The sequence below is a fragment of the Halotia branconii CENA392 genome (assembly GCF_029953635.1).
Taxonomy (GTDB): Bacteria; Cyanobacteriota; Cyanobacteriia; order Cyanobacteriales; family Nostocaceae; genus Halotia; species Halotia branconii.
In genome coordinates this window covers 1,925,720-1,943,637 of the sequence record NZ_CP124543.1, presented here as the reverse complement: position 1 = coordinate 1,943,637, position 17,918 = coordinate 1,925,720, and the positions used below count along the sequence as shown (strand labels likewise).

Here is a 17,918-nt window from a genome sequence, read left to right as displayed (position 1 = left end):
GGCCTCAATGTGCAAATTAAATGCTTAACAGTTTATTAATCTGCGATCGCCCACTTCACATAAGGACGAGAACCTAAGATGGCGCGAGTGCTAAATTCTGAAGGGTTACTAGGAGTATCCTTTGGTAAATCTACCCGGAACAAAACTTGACCATTTTGGAACCGCAGACGATATGGCAATTCTTTGTGAATAGCTCGACCAACGCAGGAAGTATAAGCTTGCTTTAAGGGTGCTGTGTATTCTACAAACTTGTTGCCAGTGGATTTTAACTTGGCAGTACCTGCAATTGGGTAAGTATTGGCAATTACAGTATGTTCTCCACCACCTTCGTAGTAACGAAAATCTGTCCAAACACCTATTGTTTTGGGACAATTACCTTTTTGAATTTCTACACTAAGCAAAGTATTTGGTGGAGTCGTTGGCAGCTTTGGCTTTTGGATTTCAGCAAATGCAATTATAGGTGCTGTAACAAATAGAGGGCATACAATTCCCCAAAAGGTGATGATTCGTGCCAAATTTTTCATAATGAAGTTTGTAAAATTTCAAATATTTCAAGAAAGTTGACTGTTATAATTTTGTGAAAGTGCCATATTATTTGTAAACTATTGTGTTTTTAGTTATAGGTATGCCAAAAAAATAGCCATAGATACTGTCAAAGCAGTAGGCTATAGATCAACAATAATTATTAGTAGCAATTGTTTAAGAAAATAAGGGTTTAAATTTGCTTGTGATGATCAGGTGTTAGAATTTCGCTGCGATTTTTAGTTAACGAAAGTGACAAAAAAGCATTACAAACCCTTAAAACTAGCTTCACAAAGTCATCTATTCGGTATTACTGACAATACCGTTCGGTTAAGGAATTTCTTTGTTGAGGCAAGCTGTTCTTGAGCAGGAGAAGACAAAATAGGCAGGGGAAGAGGAATTACTCAATGTCAGTTCGGGTTAAGGACTCAATTTTGATTACTTGGATGAGAGAATAAGGATTTAACGCTTTTAAGACTAACGACAGAATCGACGTTTCAGCTTATTCCCAACTCAGGTTACTCAAAATAACCCTTTTTCCTCCCCTGCATTCCCTGCATCCCCTGCCTCCCCTGCTTGTCCGAACCGTATTGGCATTACTGGCACAAATTTTGCTTAATTAATTTTCTGTCTCGGCAAGTGCCTCTAAATGAAAGGCAACATTATTGAGCGCTAGCTGAATTTCTGAACTATAAGAAATGCTTCTCCATTTTGGGGATGTTGCATTGTCCATTGCTGTCGTATCTAAATATCGCGCAAAAACCACTAATTTTTCGGGGTCTGTTTGGGCTGTTGCCAAATTTTCTAAAAATTCTTGAGGTGTCATGGGTTTCTAAAGAATGGGTAACAATGCTACGAGGATAACTGCTATACCACAATCAGTCTGTTCACAATATTCATGTTTTAACTCAACCTGCAATTATGCAAATTTTTTGAGTTCGGCAGATTATCTTTTGGGCAGATCTAAAAAGGTAATCCACTGTTTATTGAAAATAAAAAACTTCATGCCACTTGTGGGATAGAGTTTTGTCAGTGGTTAGTGGTTAGCGGTAAAGAGATCAAAAACAACTGACTATTGACAACTGATCCGCATAGTGTAAATAAAACCGAATTACTACAGCAATAAATACGAGTATGACCAATTTTCTCCAACCCCCAAGATTGCGTATTGGTGAAGATAGCGAAGAAGAACGACGCGCCACTTGGCTAGAACTTTTTTATGATTTGGTGTTTGTGGTTGCAATCTCTCAGTTAGCCCATAATCTTAAAGGAGATATTTCGTTTTCAGGATTTTTGGGTTTTGTATTTCTTTTTATACCAGTTTGGTGGTCATGGATTGGTACTACATTCTACGCTAACCGCTTTGATAGTGATGACGTAGGACGTAGGCTACTTGTTAGTCTGCAAATGCTGACAGCGGCAGCAATGGCTATTAATATCCATCACGGTCTAGGTGAAAGTTCCGCAGGTTTTGCCCTTGCTTATACTTTCGGTCGTGTAGTACTTATAATTGAATATATACGTGCAGGAATACACATTCCCTCAGCGCGACTTTTGACTACTCACTATGCTATCGGTTTTGCGATCGCAGCATTTTTCTGGCTGATATCGGCTTTTGTACCTATTCCTTGGCGATTTGCACTCTGGACATTGGGAATTATCATAGACTTTGCCACACCTCTAACAGCATATAAGTTGCAAATCAAGCTACTTCCTCATGCTTCCCATTTACCAGAACGTTTCGGGTTATTTACTATCATTGTTTTGGGTGAAGCAATTATTGCGGTGGTGAATGGTGTCTCTGAGCAGAAATGGGATATCTCAACAGTGATTTCTGCCGTATTTGGTTTAGTTATAGCTTTTAGCCTTTGGTGGGTATATTTTGATAATTTAGGTGGCACGCCGATTCAGACAGCACGACAAGAAGGAAAATTAACTATTGCCAATCTATGGCTTTACACTCATCTACCGCTAGTGATTGGAATTGCTGCTACTGGGATTGGTGTAGAACAAGTGTTGTTGAGCCAATCAGAACTCGCACTACCCGATTCCCAACGATGGTTGCTCTGCGGTTCTCTCGGCTTATGCTTACTGGCTATAAGTGTTCTTCACCGGACTGGAGTGATCCGCTATTGCAAAATTCGTTCTCAATACCGACTGGTAGGTGCGGTTGTGCTAATAGCGATCGCCATCTTTGGCAAAGGATTATTACCTGTTACAGTCATCATGGTTGTAGCTGTAGTTTCTGCTGTGCAAGTCATTCAAGATTTGTATCAAAGCCGTCCTACCACCCGCTTAGTAGATCCAGAAATCTAGCAATATGTACCAGGGAACAGCTTGAAAGTCTTTTGTTGGCACAATGAGATTATGGTTCTTTCTCCTGCATGAACAAACTGATTTAGCTATCAGTTATCAACTATGTAAATACTTTGCTGATGAACTCATGGAATCCTCCTTTCAAGGGAAAGTAATACCTCTGTGTTCGGTTAAAGCAATTACACGAAAGCTAACTGCACTAATTCTGAGAGTCCTATTGCTGGAGAAAGAATCCAAATTGGTTGTTAGAGCTTGAGATTTATAGAGACGCTAAGTTTAACGTCTTTGGCATCTCAAATCTACAGACGACCAATATTAGTCAGTCCCAAAACGATACCAACGCCGACAATGTGACCAAAAGCCATTGCAGCAACGAATGTAGGAACACTAATTGGTAGGACAGGGAATTTTGGCCCAACTAGGGGGCGCTCAATTCTGGTAGAAAGTAAAACCATTACTAAGGAACTAAGGCTAATAATGATCGCTACTGTGGGACTCCATGAGGGAGTGGGGGGAACAGTAGATTGGACTGCTAGTAAGGTTGATGAAATCAAAGTTGTATCTCCTTAATGGCAAAATTAATGTAAACCTTCAAAATTATAAAGTCACTCAGGAAACAACCGAAAATTATTAGTCAAAATTCGACCTTTTTTTCAGTTCTTCATATATTGAATTTCTATGCGGGTAAAAATTTGCGGAATTACTCAACCACAACAGTCTATTGCGATCGCAACTCTTGGCGCAACGGCATTAGGATTTATTTGTGTGCCTACTTCGCCTCGATATGTTACTACGTTGCAAATTCAGGCAGCAGTGGCACAATTACCAGAAAATATTGACAAAATCGGTGTATTTGCCAATAGTGGCATTTCTGAAGTCAGTCAAATAGTCATTGATTCTGGTTTAACTGGTGTCCAGTTACACGGAGACGAATCTCCAGAATTTTGCTACCAACTGCGCCAATCTCTACCCCAAGTAGAAATCCTCAAAGCTTTGCGAATTGGCAATCTTGAAGCTCTAGAACAAGCAAATAATTATACTAATTGCGTAGATACTTTATTACTGGATACTTATCATCCCCAACAGTTGGGCGGTACTGGTCAAACTTTAGATTGGCAAATGTTACAAGAATTTCGCCCTAGTTGCCCTTGGTTTTTAGCTGGGGGATTAACGCCAGATAATATTTTGACAGCCTTAAGTCAAGTCAACCCCAACGGCATAGATTTATCGAGTGGCGTAGAACTTAAACCCGGAGACAAGGATTTAGATAAAGTGACATTACTGTTTCAGAAATTGGCAAGCAGAGAGTAGGGAGCAGGGAGCAGGGAGCACAGGGAGCAGGGGAGGCAGGGAGCAGGGGAGCAGGGGAAGCAGGAGAAGCAGGGGAAGCAGGAGAAGCAGGGGAAGCAGGGGAAGCAGAGGAGGCAGGGGGAGCAGGGAGTGTGGGAAGAGAGGGGGGAAAGATTTCTTCCCCATCCTCCCACACCTCCCACACCATGCCCTATGCCCCGTGCCCAATGCCCTATTCCCTAAAATAGCGCTGGCTGGTGACGAATCAAGTTAAAAAACTCTTCACGGGTTTTGTGTTCCTCTTGGAATACACCAACCATTGCACTGGTAACTGTCCAAGAACCGGGTTTCTGAACACCCCGCATTACCATGCACATATGGGAAGCTTCCATGACAACGGCGACACCCTGCGGTTCTAAAATGGTTTGGATTGCTTCGGCTATTTGGCGGGTTAGCCTTTCCTGGACTTGCAAGCGGCGAGAATACATCTCGACAATCCGCGCCAGTTTACTCAGTCCCACAACTTTCTGGTTAGGGATGTAGGCTACGTGCGCTCTACCCATGAAAGGTAGCATGTGGTGTTCGCAGAGACTAAAGAAGTTAATATCCCGAACTAATACCATCTCGTTATGTCCTTCATCAAAGATGGCACCATTTACTAGTTCATCTAAAGATTGGTTGTAGCCACTGGTAAGAAACTGCATTGCTTCTGCTACACGCTTTGGTGTTTTCAGTAGTCCTTCACGTTCGGGGTCTTCTCCAACGCCTACTAGTAATGTCCTGACGGCTGCCATCATTTCCTCCATCTGCTCTTGGGAAGGTGTTTGCAAATCTGGCTCCCGTCCATCATGTGTATTACGGTCTGGTCTAGAGTTGATGGCTTCTGCTAAGTCGGAAATCAGAGGAGATTGAAAGCGATTGGAACCGTTGGAACTAGCAATAGTCATGATGTAAGTTTTGGTTAAGGTTTGGTCAATAGTCAGTGGTCAGTCAAACAGATAAACAGCTAGCAACTGAAAACTGACAAAAAACTAATTTAAAGAGCGCCAGCACTGGGCATTAAAGTCAATTCATCGATTACTGCCTGTGGTGGTAATAGGGCAGTATGGAGAATTGATTCCGCAACAATTTCTGGAGTTAACATTTTAGAACGGTCGAGATTAACATTAACCGTTTCTGTATCCCAAAGTTCGGTATTTACAGCACCCGGACTAATAGCCGTGACGCGAATGCCGTGGGTGCGTTCTTCTTGTGCCAAGGTTTGAGATAAAGCTATTAAACCAGCTTTACTAACGCTGTATGCTCCCCAACCGGGAAAAGGTTGTTTGGCAGCAATGGAGGCAATGTTAATAATTGTGCCTGTGCCGTGATCGCGCATAATGGGCAGAATACCCATAATGCACTGAAATATACTGGTAAGATTTAAGTTAATTACTTGCTGCCAATCTTCTAGAGAAGTTTCGCTTAAAGCGCCTGTATATGCAATGCCAGCACTATTTACCAAAATGTCTATGTCACCAAAATCCAGAGCGATCGCCTGTATCTTTTTTTCTACTTGAGATACATTAGCTAAATCTACAGCGTAGGCTTTTGCTTCTGCCCCAGCGTGCCTTGCAGCTTCTGCCACTGCCTCCAACTTATCTAAAGACCGACTAACTAAAGCGACATCAATTCCGGCTTTAGCAAATGCCAAAGCCGTTGCTTTTCCAATTCCACTACTAGCCCCGGTAATCAGGGCGCGTCGTTTGCGATCAACACTCATGCTCTCTCCCAATTTTTTGGCTGTTTTGAAAGCTCATTGCAAGCCAATTATCAACATCCTTCGGATAGGATAGATTAAACTAACCTTAAATTCCGATAATTGTTTGTTGATGATTGTTATAATTCGTCGTCAAATTAGGTGTTTTTCCCGTCAAAAGTTTTACCGATGAACACGACGTATGTCACCTGGTAGCTTAATTCATTTACTCAAAGTTAATTACTAAAATACTACATAGACAACTCATCAAGTTGAGCTGACTCTTCTCAATGCAAATGCCTATGGCTGAGAAGATTGTTAACAATCTTTAAGCACATAGGCAATTATAGCACTGCTGTTGAGCTAATCAATTATCTTCTATCGCTGTTAGTGAGCAACTTCTGTAAAAACGCCTATTTTGCGGAATTTATCATAGCGTAGTTGACGGCGTTCTTGAGATGTAAATCGGTTAAGTTCATCTAAATTATCTAACAGGGCTTGCTTGAGAATTGTCGCGGCTTTCAGTGGATCAGAGTGAGCCCCACCAATGGGTTCAGGCAATATTTGGTCAATGATGCCTAGGTTTTTGAGATCGGCGGAAATAATTTTTAGGGCTACTGCTGCTTGGGGAGCTTTTGCAGCATCTTTCCACAAGATAGCAGCACAGCCTTCAGGGCTAATAACGGTATAAACGGCGTGTTCAAACATTAACAGGCGATCGCCGATACCAATACCCAGCGCTCCGCCAGAACTAGCTTCACCAATAACTGTGCAGATGATGGGTACATCTAGGCAAAACATTTCGCGTAAATTATAGGCGATCGCTTCTCCTTGACCTTGATGCTCTGCTGTCACCGTCGGCAAAGCACCGGGAGTATCAATAAAAGTTAAAATCGGCATGCCAAACTTGTTGGCGTGTTCCATCAACCGCAGGGCTTTTCGATAACCTCCTGGGGCAGCCATGCCGAAGTTACGGGCAATATTATCTTTGGTGTCGCGGCCTTTTTGTTGGCCTAACATGACTACTGGTTGACCGCCTACGCGACCTACACCACCAACTAAAGCCGGATCATCAGAACCATTGCGATCGCCATGTAACTCCATCCATTCATCACTAATTGCCTGAATGTAATCGAGAGTACTAGGGCGGCGAGGATGACGAGCCACTTGCAATCGCTGAAATGGCGATAAACTACTAAAAATTTCCTCACGCAGTTGCATGGCGCGTGCTTCTAGTTGCCGAATTTGACCAGAGACATCAACACCATTTTCTTCTGCAAGTTGCCGAATTTGATCGATCCGGGTTGCGAGTTCTGCTAGCGGTTTTTCAAAATCCAACAGTAGCGGTTTGCGCTCGGTAGTTGCCATAGTTAGGGTTTGGGGATTAGGTACTGGGAATAGGATATTAAATATTGAGGACTGGTGGGCATGGGGCATTGGGCATGGGAAAGAGGCAGAGGGGCAGGGTGCGGGGTGCACAGGAGATTAAAGAGAATACCTTGAATTTGTACCATAATCCTTCTTTCTTGCTCCCTGCTCCCTGCTCCTTTTCCTCTTGTCTTCCCCTGCTCCCCTGCCTCTGCTCACCCAATCCCCAGTTACTAAACCAGCAATGGTCTAAATCCGTGCTTGACTGATGCTTGACCAATTTGCTCCATTTTGTCTACGGTAATCTGATTGCGCCCCCAAGAAAAGTTCGTATATAACTTCTCAAATTCCAGCAGCATTGATTCGGCAAAACAAGCAAACAACTGGCGCGCTGGCACGTCCATATTGACTATTTTCATAATTTTCCAGTCAATATCTAAAGAATGTTCGACAATTCCACCATTTAGCACATATACGCCGGGATGCTGAATTTTTGTAGCTAAATTTTTAGGATAGCCGCCATCAATTAGCAGACAAGGTTTTTGCAAGACATGGGGGTCGATTTCCATACCTTTGGGCATACTGGCAACCCACACAACAATATCAGCTTGGGGTAAAGCTTCATCCAAAGCCATGATTTTACCCCGCCCTAGTTCCGCTTGTAACTCGCTAAGACGTTCATGGTTACGGGCTATCAGCAGGAGTTCTTTGACATCTGTTTTGGCATCCAGCCAACGTGTGACTGCGCTACCAATATCCCCAGTTGCTCCACACACAGCCACTGTCGCACTCTTTAAATCAATTCCTATTTGTTTTGATGCTTGTTCTACCTGTCGACAAATAATGTAGGCAGTATGGGTGTTACCCGTGGTGAAGCGTTCAAACTCTAGTTTGATGTTGCGAACTTGGTTAAACTGCTCTAATTTAAAATTTTCAAAAATGATTGAGGAAAATCCACCTAGAGCAGTGATATTAATGCCATGCTTTTGAGCATGAGCCATCGCATTGAGAATTTTGCGGGTTGCTGCCTTGATGCGGCGATTGGCCAGCATTTCAGGTAAAAAGCAAGATTCTACATACCGTCCTTCTATTGTCTGGCCGGTAACACTAGTGACAGTGATATTATCAACAATTTGCGGCGGGGCGCTGCACCAAAAATCTAGCCCTTGATCGGCATATTCTGGGTATCCCAATTCTTGAGCTACTGATTGAGCGTGTTCTAAACTAGTCAGATGTCCAATTAGACCAAACATGTAGTGATATATTAGGCGTGTGCTTTGTTAAAAGCGTGGGATAAGTGGGTAAGAGATAATACTTAACTCTTAAAAATACTACACAAAGTGTCAGATTTATCTGAAAGATGAAGTCTCAAGTACAAAGGGTGAAGTATGAAATTTTTCATCCTTCATCCTTCAATACCGTTTATACTTTTCTACGCACCTGTGAGTCCGTAGGCTGACAAGCGCATGATGTCTCTAGTAGTGAAGCCAATATTACTTAAAGCTTCACCGTATTGAATCATGAAGTCTTCTACCAAAGCTTCTTTTTCCATTGCCAAGACTTGGGCATCGTCTGCTACTTCGTTGAGCATTTTCCAGACAATGGGTAGGTTTTGGCGATTTGCCTCTTCTAGTTCTGCTTTAGCTTCGGTAAAATTCTCTTTTAACCAAACTTCTCCAAAATTTAGGTGACTATATTCATCTTTGACAACTCCCTCCGTAATTTTACGAGCGAAGTCATCGGCAACGGGGATATAGATGTTGTATGCTGCGATCGCGAAACATTCAATAATCAAAGATTGAATGAGTAAACAAGTGACAACTTTACCTGCTGCTGCCGCTGTTTGGAAGTTTTCATGCAGTCCCAAGAAAAATTTCTTGGCAAATTGCAGATCTGGTGTTACTTGGAGATTGCGTCCACAAGCTTCAAATCCTTTCTTGTGACGACTTTCCATTTTGGATAAGCGAATCAACTCATCTTGACTTTCGGGCAGCAGTTGGGCTAGTTTGATGTAATTCTCATGGGCTTCTTGTTCCCCTTCAATAACGATCGCATTGATCCGGCTGTAAGCATCTTTGTATGTTTCACTGTTAAAATCAATTTCAAATTCGGCTGCAAGTTGCTGCATAGAATCTTTACTCCTGTAAAGCTGAGTCATTTGATACCAGAACTTTATTTACCCTTATGAATTTAGGGTAACAATTACTGTGATTTAATTTAACTTAACAAGTTCCTATGTTATAGATTAGCTGTTGCTGGGGGCGATGCTCTAGTACCAAAAGAACAAATGCGTTAAAAATCAACTCATGTCCAAATTAAACTGGAATCTCAAATCAGCCAATTTTTTGAGTTTAATAATACTACTACTGGGGGCATTGATTGTTTTATTACCGCTTTTGGTGGTCTTTCTTACCTCTTTTGCCCCTCCAGGAGCCAATATAGAACTTTTGCCCAAAAATAATTGGTCTTTAGCTAATTATCGCGATGCTTGGCATCGAGGTAAATTTCTGCTGGCGTTTGCTAATTCTACCTTAGTCGCGATCGCGGTGACGGCTTTTCAAATGGTCACTTCGGCATTGGCAGGTTATGCTCTTGCAAGACTGAAGTTTCGCGGTAGACAAGCACTGCTACTAATTGTATTAGCAACTTTAGTGATTCCCTTTCAATTATTGGTAATACCTACTTTTCTGGTTTTGAAGTGGGGACACTTGATCAATACTTACTGGGCGCTAATTTTACCAACTGCTGTGAATGGCTTTGGTATTTTCTTATTACGTCAATATTTCCAGACAATTCCTGTAGAGTTGGAAGAAGCTGCAACCATAGATGGGGCAAATCGACTGCAAATTTTATGGCGGGTGATGTTACCTTTAGCGCGTCCAGCTTTAGTAACACTGTTTTTGTTCACCTTCATCGCGGAATGGAATGATTTATTTAAGCCTTTAGTGTTTACAACACGTCCAGAATTAAGAACAGTGCAATTGGCTTTGGCTGAGTTTCAGGAGCAATTTACCAATAATTGGCCTTTGATGATGGCAGCAGTGACAATTGCAACTGTGCCAGTAATGGTGCTATTTCTGATTGGTCAGCGTCAGTTTATTCAAGGTATTGCTGCGAGTGGAATTAAGAATTAGCACAGAAAGTAAGCGAAGAGCGAAATAGAGAAAAACTCACGGGTTTATCACTGTAAGGTGAATAGCGGTAATTTCGGAATAACGGGTAAAGTCATCAGTATTAAATGTAAGAATGTGAGTAACACCATGAACATACATGGAAGCTACAATACGTGTGTCATGTACTTTAACTCCAGATACCCTATAGTCCACGACTAAACGCCGCCATTCAAGATGAATTGCTTCGCTATCAGGCAAGAAAGTGAAGTAACGCTCTATTACTTGCGCCCTTCGGTTTGTCTCCTCAATTGATAAACCAAAGCCACTGCGTGCTGTTATGGGGCGGGTGCATACATTCCAAAATTCTCCTAGGTTTTGTGATGTGTAACAAACCTCCTCTCCCTTTAGCAGTAAAGAGTAAATAGCATCACGAACGAAAATATGATTCGGATCAGAAGGAGAAATAAACCGTAACAGAATATTTGTATCTGCCATGTAAGGCATTAGTTATGATTTCCATAAATGCTTTTTCGAGTAAAAGCTTCTGGCGGTAAAATAGGTATTTCTTTCGCTCGTTCAGCAAGTGCTTTCATATCGGCTTCCCAAACTTCAAGATCAAAAGGAAGTTTTACTTTTGACATTGAAGCTTTTGGCTGTTTTTGTTTCTCTAGGGCGATATCTCTTTCAATCAAATCACGGATATAGGCGGCTCTGTCGCCTCCTTTCTGGCGAACTCGTTCATCAATCAGCTTTAGCAAAGGTTCGGGGATTCCTGTAAGCTCAATTTTGTGATTGTTCATGTTGTTTTTCACATTCATACTTCAACTATAAACAGTTATCAATTACTGTTCACTGGTTTAATTGCTTTCTTGAATTTGCAAGCGGACGGTATGTTCAGTCGCGCCACTTAGTTGCATTTCCATAACTTCACCTCCCAAGGGTTCGATGCAAGTGAGGAGCGATCGCAAATTGGGTGTACTTGCACCAGTATCGACATATAATCGATCTGCTAAATTGCTGATGCGTTTCCAAGTCATGTATAGTTTGGCGATCGTTTGTTCGATTTGCGATGCTTGATTGACTAAATCAGCGGCTATACTCAAACAGCCGATTCTTTGCGCTTCTTCTAAAGCTGTTTCAATATCTACATTTTCTTGAGTTAAGGCTTGAACTTGAGCCGCAGATTTGAGATATTTTGCGAGTTGACGCGCTTCTGTGGTTACTTGTTTGAGGGTATCAACATCCGGGTTAGCTGAAATTTCTTGTTGAATAAATTTTTGATGTGATTCTGGCAGTTTCTCCATTTCCTTGACTAAAGGGGCAATGTAGCGCGGGGGGAGAGTGTTATCGGCGGCTTTAATTTTAATTGGTTCAGGTAGCAAATCTGAGGACATAGCAGTCCATTCATCGGTGAGTTGACGCACTTCGCGTCTAGTAATGCGATCGCCTTTTTGGGCTGATTCACTCACCATTTGTTGTACTTCTGGGACTGCTTTAGAAGTTTCGATAAATGCCCGTTTGCTAAAGTTATTGACTGCACTGGGGTCAAGTTTGCCTTCTTCTAGGAGGGTATCAGCACTATTCGCTAGTTGAATCCAGGCATAAGCTTGACTTTTGCTAATTTCTCGTTCTTTGAGCCATTTGAGAAAGCCTGTACCTCTGCCATCACCACCCATTTTTTCTCTGTCGCGGATTGCCCGCAAAATACGCCCCCGCCAAATTTCGGTTTGCAGATCAAAGCGATCGCATACTTGCCAAGCTACATCTAACTGTTGTTGAAAATCTGACTCCAGAATCTGTTCATCTTCTGGATCGGGCAGTTCAAAGGAAAGGTCTGCTGGCTGTTGTAAAGCAGCAGCAATGTCGTTCATAGAGTCGGTATCTTGCACGATGGATAGCTGACTAGAGTTTGCGATCGGCTTATTATGCCACAATCTGGATGTTTCAGTGGAGGGAAGGACTCAATTTTTTGTTACTTCCATGTAAATATGCTCTAACCGTACAGGTTGACGAGCAATAGAATCAATTGCGATGCCTTCAAACCGCGAAATAATTTCTTTTAATTCCAGAGGCTCTGGCAGCCAAAAAGCGAGATCGTTACCATAATATCTATGTGTGAAACCATGTTCTTTAGCTTTGGCGATCGCTTGTTGTTCTTGTATAGTTTGTACTACTACAATTTCTTGGGCTGGAATTAAATTGCGTAACTCTGCTAAACTACCCTCAGCCAAAATTTGCCCATTTTTAAGGATGCCAATTCTTTGACATAAACGCTCTGCCTCATCTAATAAGTGAGTTGTCAGTAAAATTGTTATTCCTTGATTTTTAAGTTGCCGAATTAACTCCCAAATTTCGTATCGCGCTTCAATATCTAATCCTGTAGTTGGTTCATCTAAAATTACTAATTTTGGCTGATGTACTAAAGCCACTGCAATATTTAACCGCCGCCGCATTCCTCCACTGAGGGTTTCTACTGTGCTTTTTGCTCTTTCTAACAAGTTAACAGCCGCTAGAGTTTTTTGTACTTGTTTTTGGCGTGTTTCTCGATCTAAACCATAAATATCAGCAAAAAATTTGAGATTTTCCTCACAAGATAGTGTTTTATAAAGCAAATTCTCTTGAGGTGCAATGCCAATTAGTTTTTTGGTAGCTGCGGAAGCTGGTTGATTGTTGATCTTAACATCACCACTATCAGCCTGAAGTAAATTGCAAATAATGTTAATTGTTGTCGTCTTTCCGGCTCCATTTGCTCCTAATAAACCATATATTTCTCCTGAATCAATGTGTAAAGTCAAATCTTGTAAAACTTTTCTATTTTTGTAAGATTTATTTAACTTATTAATTTTTAGCATCATTCCCAATTTAGTATTATTATTCGGTGTTTAGATTCCCGACTTCTTTTATTCGGGGATCTAACTTGCTATAATCTCCTTTCAATTATCAACATTCGCTGATAAGATAACCAGCCACAGATCACCATTGCTAAAGCAAATATTAATAAAAACCAAAAATGAAATGTGATATCATTAATTTTATCTCCCTTGGCTGAAACTCCAACTAGAGCTTCATTCATGTGATAAATCGGATTATATCGGGCAATATTAATTAATGTTTGTGGAAACAAAGAACTTGGTAAAAATGCTCCACCGAGAATTAGTAAAGGAACTCCAAAAGCGGCTATCAGCGCATTAACATCTTCGATGCGGCGAGCCAATTGTGTACCTAAAATAAAACCCAAACCAACGTAAGCCACAATACTTGTTAAGATAATTGTAACTCCTAATAAAATAGAACCCTGGAATGTAGCACCCCAAAAAGCAGCAACAGTATAAATCAAGATTGTCTGACCAATACCAATGCAACTATGAGCCATAAAAATTCCTAAAAAATAAGATATACCACTCAAAGGAGAGACAAAAAGACGTTTTAGAGTTTGTTGTTCTCTTTCTGCAACTACAGTTGCTACACTACCGCCTAAACAGCTAAAAAACAATGCCGCGCCTACTAAACTTGAGGGTGCAGCATATTCAAAAGCCACAGCTGTTGATAGTTTTGCTCTTTCTGCCAAAATAAATCCACTAAGGATTAATATTGATATGGGGAAAATACTCCAAAAAATTAAGCTGCGTCTGCGGCGCAACAGTTCAATTAGTATCCGCTGAGTTACAGCTATAGTTTCACGCCAATATTTCATCTTGAGTAATTAATCAAATAACAATAACATTTTGATTGAGAGTTGCGATCGCCTAACATCCCTAAATTTACCGAATGTTCAGTAGTCAATTATTAAATAATATATTAAACTATCAATTAATCTGCTAATCTATTAATTCAAATTTTCCTGATTAACATTGGGCTTAGATCAAAATGTTTATTATACAAGTTGATAGTATTGTATTTTCAAAAGCTATAGTTAACCATTGACAAATTATCCAAAATCTGTAATAAATCCGTTGCAGATGTAGATAAATACGGGAAAATACTCCAAAAAACCTACTAGCTGACAGGAATATTTTCAGGCTAGTTCTTGATAGTGAACAGTAATTTTTTTAACCATGAGCAAACTATTTAACTTGCCGGAATTATCCACTATTTCCCGTCGTACACTGCTGAAAGTGTTTGGTATTGGTGCGATCGCTGGAGTTACAGGATATTCTCGGTTTAGTAAGCCAAAACCTACAATCTTCCAAAAAGATACTCTTAATTTACCACATCTACTGAATCAAGAAAAAACTGTTGTGGTCGTTGGGGGAGGTTTAGCTGGTTTAGCTTGTGCTTATGAATTGAGTCAGCGGGGGTTTGCAGTCACACTTTTAGAAAAGTCTCCGCAACTAGGTGGCAAAATTGCCAGTTGGCAAATAGAAGCGGCTGGTGAAACATTCATGATGGAACATGGTTTTCATGGATTTTTTCCCCAGTATTATAACTTGAAAAGTATAGTTACAGAATTAGGAATTAATAATAACTTTAAATCCTTAAATTTTTATTCTGTTGTTTATCGTAATTCTCAATATCAACCAGAGATATTTTATCCTAGTAGTTCGGCATTTCCTTGGAATATTATTGATTTGGCGATCGCTTCTCCCAACCGCTTCAAATGGGGAATTAATCTGACTAAATTAAAACATTTACAAGTCTTCCAAGCAATTACTGGTTTTCAAAGAGAAAAAAATTTTCGGCGGTTTGATCAGATATCGGTTGCTGATTGGGTAGAAACGGAATTTCCCCAAGGATTATATGATTTATATTTTCTTCCTTTTGCTAAATCAAGCTTGAATGCACCAGATGCCATGAGTGTAGGAGAACTGATGCAGTTCTTTCACTTTTATTTTTTTGGCAACCCCGAAGGACTAGCTTTTAATGGCACTAAAGACGATATGGGAACAAGTTTAGTGCAACCTATGGTTAAAGCTATTCAAAATAATGGCGGCAAAATTATCACGGGTGCAAATGTCAGTGAAATATCTGCTGTAGAAGGTAAGATTGATAGACTGAAATATTATATTGGCAGTAATAAAAATCATGTTCCCTTTTGGGTAAAGCAGAACTCGATTATTGATAGCGAAAAAATTAACTATTTCGGTGCGGCTGATGAGATGTTTGCGATCGCATCTGGTAGTAAAGAAGCGATTTCTCTAACTTGCACTCATCAAGGTTGTACCGTGAAGATGGCAGCAGATGGTAAGTTCCATTGCCCTTGTCATGGAGCAGTTTTTGCTGCTGATGGTAAAGTGTTAAAAGGGCCGGCTCAAAGAAATTTACCTCAATATCAAGTATCACAAAAGCAAGATGATCAGGTGCAACTGGTAGCAGCGAATCAAGAATCAACCTTACTAGAGACAATTCAAGCAGATTATTATGTCTTTGCTACCGATGTACCGGGAGTACAACAGCTATTTAACCGAGTTAATGGTGATATTGATCAAAAAGTGCGATCGCAGGTAGAAGATTTGAGTATTGCCGATCCTTTTGCTGTGTGTCGTTTTTGGTTTGATCGCGATTTTGTCTGGGAACAAAGCAACTTTACTTCTTTGTCAGGCTACCAGTTAACTGATAGCATCACCCTTTATCACCGCATTCAATCACAATTCGTTGATTGGGCGCAACGCACTGGCGGTAGTGTTGTTGAGTTACATGCCTATTGCTATAAAGAAAAAGAATTTCCTCATCAAGAAGCTTTACTCACAACTTTTGCTAATGAACTATATGAAATTGTGCCTGAATTAAAGCAAGCAAATTTACTGCACCGAGAATTAGTCAATCAAAAGAACTTTTCAGGATATCCACCAAATAGTTATGCAGAACGTCCAGAAACTAGTACCTGCATTTCTAATTTAATGTTTGCCGGAGATTGGGTAAAAATGCCTTTTCCTTGTGGATTAATGGAACGGGCTGTTAGTAGTGGTTTACTAGCAGCCAACGAAATTTTACACCGAGAGGGTTTGCAGAGGCGATCGCTTTTATCGGTAAATCCAGAGGGATTATTACAAATTTAGAATTAGCCCTTTCAAGGTGATTGATAAAATCTCTTTTTTCTCTCTCGGTTTTAAATTAATTTAACCACAGAGGCGCAGAGAACACAGAGGTAATCTGAATTGCCAGTAAATAAGTTCAAACTAAATCAGGGAACACTTCTTTGACAGCAGGATGTACTAAGCGATGATTTTGTACATTCACACCTTTGGCTAATGCTGGGTTAACTTCCAATGCCTTAATGCCCAAATTCGCCAACTGTACAACGTAAGGTAATGTGCTGTTGTTAAGTGCTTGAGTTGATGTCCAAGGTACTGCCCCTGGCATATTAGGAACGCCATAATGCACCACACCTTCTTCAACATATACTGGGTTAGTGTGGGATGTAGCATGTAAAGTTTCTACACAACCGCCTTGATCAACCGCAACATCAACAATTACAGAACCGGGATGCATAAGTTTGACCAATTCGCGGGATACTAGGATTGGCGCTCTACGTCCTAGGACTAAAACTGCACCAATGAGTAGGTCTGCTTCTTTGACAGCGGCTTCTATATAGGCAGAGTTACTGTAAAGTAATTCAACTCTAGAACCAAATAAAGTTTCTAGATAAGATAAGCGATCAACATTTACATCTAAAATTTGTACGGTAGCGCCCATGCCTACAGCGATTTTGGCTGCTTCTGTGCCAACAACACCGCCACCTAAAATTACTACTTTACCTGCTTTGACTCCAGGAACACCGCCCAAAAGTACACCTCTGCCACCTTGTTGGCGTTCTAAGAATCTAGCCCCAAATTGTACTGCTAACCGGCCAGCAATAACGCTCATTGGGGTAAGCAAGGGTAGTTTATTAGCACCAGATTGTTCTACAGTTTCGTAAGCGATCGCACAAATGCCAGAATCAATTAAATGTTCGGTTAATTTGCGATCGGCTGCTAAATGTAAATAAGTAAATAATACCTGCTCTTTTTGTAAAAAATTGTACTCTGTTTTTAGGGGTTCTTTAACTTTGACAATTAACTTTTGATTCCAAGCTGCTTCTGGTGTAGGGACAATCTCCGCCCCAGCTACTTTATAGTCATCATCTGTAAATCCAGCACCACTACCTGCTTGTGTCTCGACAAAAATACTATGACCATTTTCCCGTAGTACCCGCACACTAGAAGGACTCAACCCCACCCGAAATTCTTGATCTTTAGTCTCCTTAGGAACGCCGATTTCCATGTACTGCCTCTGATGATTTTTTGTTCAACTTTAACTTGCCAGTATCAGACTGACACTTGCGTATTCTGGCTAAAAAAAATATCCAGGAGTTAAATAGGTATATTGGAGTTATGTAAACTTTTATAACGATAAATATATATCTAGTTGTAAGCTTGATTTATAAAAAATATAATTGGCAACAGTGCTAGATAAATTTACTTGAATTTACGCATAGCTCACTCTGTAAGTCTTACAGCAGATAAGCGCCTGTGTCATAAACGTACTGCTGGCGATATTCAACCATTTGCCTCAAGTAAAGTTTGACTAAATACTGATTGCTAATTTCAACCCCAAAGCTACAAGCTTATAAAAAATTGCCAAGGTTAGATGTA

Annotated in this window: 18 protein-coding genes; 4 read left to right on the top strand and 14 right to left on the bottom strand. The window is 40.7% G+C overall.

The genetic code is table 11. From position 1 onward, the window contains the following. Nucleotides 1-35: 35 nt before the first annotated feature. Both QI031_RS08570 and QI031_RS08565 read right to left on the bottom strand, forming a co-directional pair. On the bottom strand, nucleotides 36-524 hold the full coding sequence (locus tag QI031_RS08570) for a hypothetical protein (protein WP_281484765.1): 489 nt from the start codon (nucleotides 522-524) through the stop codon (nucleotides 36-38). Between the two features lie 617 nt (nucleotides 525-1,141). Next, complete coding sequence (locus QI031_RS08565) at nucleotides 1,142-1,348, bottom strand: hypothetical protein (protein WP_281484764.1); 207 nt, start codon at nucleotides 1,346-1,348, stop codon at nucleotides 1,142-1,144. A 308-nt stretch (nucleotides 1,349-1,656) separates the two neighbouring features. Between QI031_RS08565 and QI031_RS08560 the strand changes: the two genes are divergently transcribed. Next, a complete protein-coding gene (locus QI031_RS08560) occupies nucleotides 1,657-2,838 on the top strand; it encodes a low temperature requirement protein A (RefSeq protein WP_281484763.1) in 1,182 nt (393 codons plus the stop codon). Between the two features lie 299 nt (nucleotides 2,839-3,137). Here the strand turns inward: QI031_RS08560 and psaK are convergent, their stop codons facing one another. Next, entirely contained in the window at nucleotides 3,138-3,392 is a 255-nt protein-coding gene (psaK, locus tag QI031_RS08555) for a photosystem I reaction center subunit PsaK (RefSeq protein WP_281484762.1), read from the bottom strand. Between the two features lie 124 nt (nucleotides 3,393-3,516). On the opposite strand from psaK, the gene QI031_RS08550 reads away from it, so the two are divergent. Then, nucleotides 3,517-4,149, top strand: a complete 633-nt coding sequence (locus QI031_RS08550) for a phosphoribosylanthranilate isomerase (protein ID WP_281484761.1) — start codon at nucleotides 3,517-3,519, stop codon at nucleotides 4,147-4,149. Nucleotides 4,150-4,367: 218 nt separating this feature from the next. On the opposite strand, the gene folE is transcribed toward QI031_RS08550, so the two are convergent. The 5 genes from folE to QI031_RS08525 form a co-directional block, all read right to left on the bottom strand. Continuing rightward, nucleotides 4,368-5,075: a GTP cyclohydrolase I FolE gene (gene folE, locus QI031_RS08545; protein WP_281484760.1), complete on the bottom strand. Its 708-nt coding sequence runs from the start codon at nucleotides 5,073-5,075 to the stop codon at nucleotides 4,368-4,370. A gap of 89 nt (nucleotides 5,076-5,164) precedes the next feature. Then, nucleotides 5,165-5,890: an SDR family oxidoreductase gene (locus QI031_RS08540; protein WP_281484759.1), complete on the bottom strand. Its 726-nt coding sequence runs from the start codon at nucleotides 5,888-5,890 to the stop codon at nucleotides 5,165-5,167. A gap of 363 nt (nucleotides 5,891-6,253) precedes the next feature. After that, nucleotides 6,254-7,234: an acetyl-CoA carboxylase carboxyltransferase subunit alpha gene (locus QI031_RS08535; protein ID WP_281484758.1), complete on the bottom strand. Its 981-nt coding sequence runs from the start codon at nucleotides 7,232-7,234 to the stop codon at nucleotides 6,254-6,256. A gap of 233 nt (nucleotides 7,235-7,467) precedes the next feature. Next, nucleotides 7,468-8,487: a long-chain acyl-[acyl-carrier-protein] reductase gene (locus tag QI031_RS08530; protein ID WP_281484757.1), complete on the bottom strand. Its 1,020-nt coding sequence runs from the start codon at nucleotides 8,485-8,487 to the stop codon at nucleotides 7,468-7,470. Between the two features lie 179 nt (nucleotides 8,488-8,666). Further along, the gene (locus QI031_RS08525) at nucleotides 8,667-9,362 is read right to left on the bottom strand and encodes an aldehyde oxygenase (deformylating) (RefSeq protein ID WP_281484756.1); all 696 of its coding nucleotides are present in this window, start codon (nucleotides 9,360-9,362) and stop codon (nucleotides 8,667-8,669) included. 178 nt (nucleotides 9,363-9,540) lie between these two features. Here QI031_RS08525 and QI031_RS08520 point away from each other — a divergent pair, with 178 nt between their 5' ends. Then, nucleotides 9,541-10,368: a carbohydrate ABC transporter permease gene (locus QI031_RS08520; RefSeq protein ID WP_281484755.1), complete on the top strand. Its 828-nt coding sequence runs from the start codon at nucleotides 9,541-9,543 to the stop codon at nucleotides 10,366-10,368. A gap of 36 nt (nucleotides 10,369-10,404) precedes the next feature. On the opposite strand, the gene QI031_RS08515 is transcribed toward QI031_RS08520, so the two are convergent. From QI031_RS08515 to QI031_RS08495, 5 genes are all read right to left on the bottom strand, one after another. Continuing rightward, nucleotides 10,405-10,851, bottom strand: coding sequence for a type II toxin-antitoxin system VapC family toxin (locus tag QI031_RS08515; RefSeq protein ID WP_281484754.1), 447 nt, complete (start codon nucleotides 10,849-10,851; stop codon nucleotides 10,405-10,407). Beyond that, the gene (locus QI031_RS08510) at nucleotides 10,851-11,147 is read right to left on the bottom strand and encodes a ribbon-helix-helix domain-containing protein (RefSeq protein WP_281484753.1); all 297 of its coding nucleotides are present in this window, start codon (nucleotides 11,145-11,147) and stop codon (nucleotides 10,851-10,853) included. The genes QI031_RS08515 and QI031_RS08510 overlap by 1 nt, the downstream gene beginning before the upstream one ends. A gap of 57 nt (nucleotides 11,148-11,204) precedes the next feature. Beyond that, nucleotides 11,205-12,218 carry a hypothetical protein gene (locus tag QI031_RS08505; protein WP_425526014.1) on the bottom strand — a complete coding sequence of 338 codons (1,014 nt, stop codon included), beginning with the start codon at nucleotides 12,216-12,218 and terminating at the stop codon, nucleotides 11,205-11,207. 90 nt (nucleotides 12,219-12,308) lie between these two features. Then, nucleotides 12,309-13,199 (bottom strand): ABC transporter ATP-binding protein, encoded by an 891-nt coding sequence (locus QI031_RS08500; RefSeq protein ID WP_281485962.1) that lies wholly within the window; start codon nucleotides 13,197-13,199, stop codon nucleotides 12,309-12,311. Between the two features lie 68 nt (nucleotides 13,200-13,267). Continuing rightward, nucleotides 13,268-14,041: an ABC transporter permease gene (locus tag QI031_RS08495; RefSeq protein ID WP_281484751.1), complete on the bottom strand. Its 774-nt coding sequence runs from the start codon at nucleotides 14,039-14,041 to the stop codon at nucleotides 13,268-13,270. 361 nt (nucleotides 14,042-14,402) lie between these two features. Here QI031_RS08495 and QI031_RS08490 point away from each other — a divergent pair, with 361 nt between their 5' ends. Next, nucleotides 14,403-16,343, top strand: a complete 1,941-nt coding sequence (locus tag QI031_RS08490; protein ID WP_281484750.1) for an FAD-dependent oxidoreductase — start codon at nucleotides 14,403-14,405, stop codon at nucleotides 16,341-16,343. Nucleotides 16,344-16,458: 115 nt separating this feature from the next. On the opposite strand, the gene ald is transcribed toward QI031_RS08490, so the two are convergent. Next, entirely contained in the window at nucleotides 16,459-17,547 is a 1,089-nt protein-coding gene (ald, locus tag QI031_RS08485) for an alanine dehydrogenase (RefSeq protein WP_281484749.1), read from the bottom strand. Nucleotides 17,548-17,918: the final 371 nt, after the last annotated feature.

Bases quoted from the DNA above. Each gene is read 5' to 3' on its own strand.
- QI031_RS08570 (WP_281484765.1), bottom strand. From the start codon at position 524: ATGAAAAATTTGGCACGAATCATCACCTTTTGGGGAATTGTATGCCCT.
- QI031_RS08565 (WP_281484764.1), bottom strand. From the start codon at position 1,348: ATGACACCTCAAGAATTTTTAGAAAATTTGGCAACAGCCCAAACAGAC.
- QI031_RS08560 (WP_281484763.1), top strand. From the start codon at position 1,657: ATGACCAATTTTCTCCAACCCCCAAGATTGCGTATTGGTGAAGATAGC.
- QI031_RS08550 (WP_281484761.1), top strand. From the start codon at position 3,517: ATGCGGGTAAAAATTTGCGGAATTACTCAACCACAACAGTCTATTGCG.
- folE (WP_281484760.1), bottom strand. From the start codon at position 5,075: ATGACTATTGCTAGTTCCAACGGTTCCAATCGCTTTCAATCTCCTCTG.
- QI031_RS08540 (WP_281484759.1), bottom strand. From the start codon at position 5,890: ATGAGTGTTGATCGCAAACGACGCGCCCTGATTACCGGGGCTAGTAGT.
- QI031_RS08535 (WP_281484758.1), bottom strand. From the start codon at position 7,234: ATGGCAACTACCGAGCGCAAACCGCTACTGTTGGATTTTGAAAAACCG.
- QI031_RS08530 (WP_281484757.1), bottom strand. From the start codon at position 8,487: ATGTTTGGTCTAATTGGACATCTGACTAGTTTAGAACACGCTCAATCA.
- QI031_RS08525 (WP_281484756.1), bottom strand. From the start codon at position 9,362: ATGCAGCAACTTGCAGCCGAATTTGAAATTGATTTTAACAGTGAAACA.
- QI031_RS08520 (WP_281484755.1), top strand. From the start codon at position 9,541: ATGTCCAAATTAAACTGGAATCTCAAATCAGCCAATTTTTTGAGTTTA.
- QI031_RS08515 (WP_281484754.1), bottom strand. From the start codon at position 10,851: ATGCCTTACATGGCAGATACAAATATTCTGTTACGGTTTATTTCTCCT.
- QI031_RS08510 (WP_281484753.1), bottom strand. From the start codon at position 11,147: ATGAACAATCACAAAATTGAGCTTACAGGAATCCCCGAACCTTTGCTA.
- QI031_RS08505 (WP_425526014.1), bottom strand. From the start codon at position 12,218: ATGAACGACATTGCTGCTGCTTTACAACAGCCAGCAGACCTTTCCTTT.
- QI031_RS08500 (WP_281485962.1), bottom strand. From the start codon at position 13,199: ATGCTAAAAATTAATAAGTTAAATAAATCTTACAAAAATAGAAAAGTT.
- QI031_RS08495 (WP_281484751.1), bottom strand. From the start codon at position 14,041: ATGAAATATTGGCGTGAAACTATAGCTGTAACTCAGCGGATACTAATT.
- QI031_RS08490 (WP_281484750.1), top strand. From the start codon at position 14,403: ATGAGCAAACTATTTAACTTGCCGGAATTATCCACTATTTCCCGTCGT.
- ald (WP_281484749.1), bottom strand. From the start codon at position 17,547: ATGGAAATCGGCGTTCCTAAGGAGACTAAAGATCAAGAATTTCGGGTG.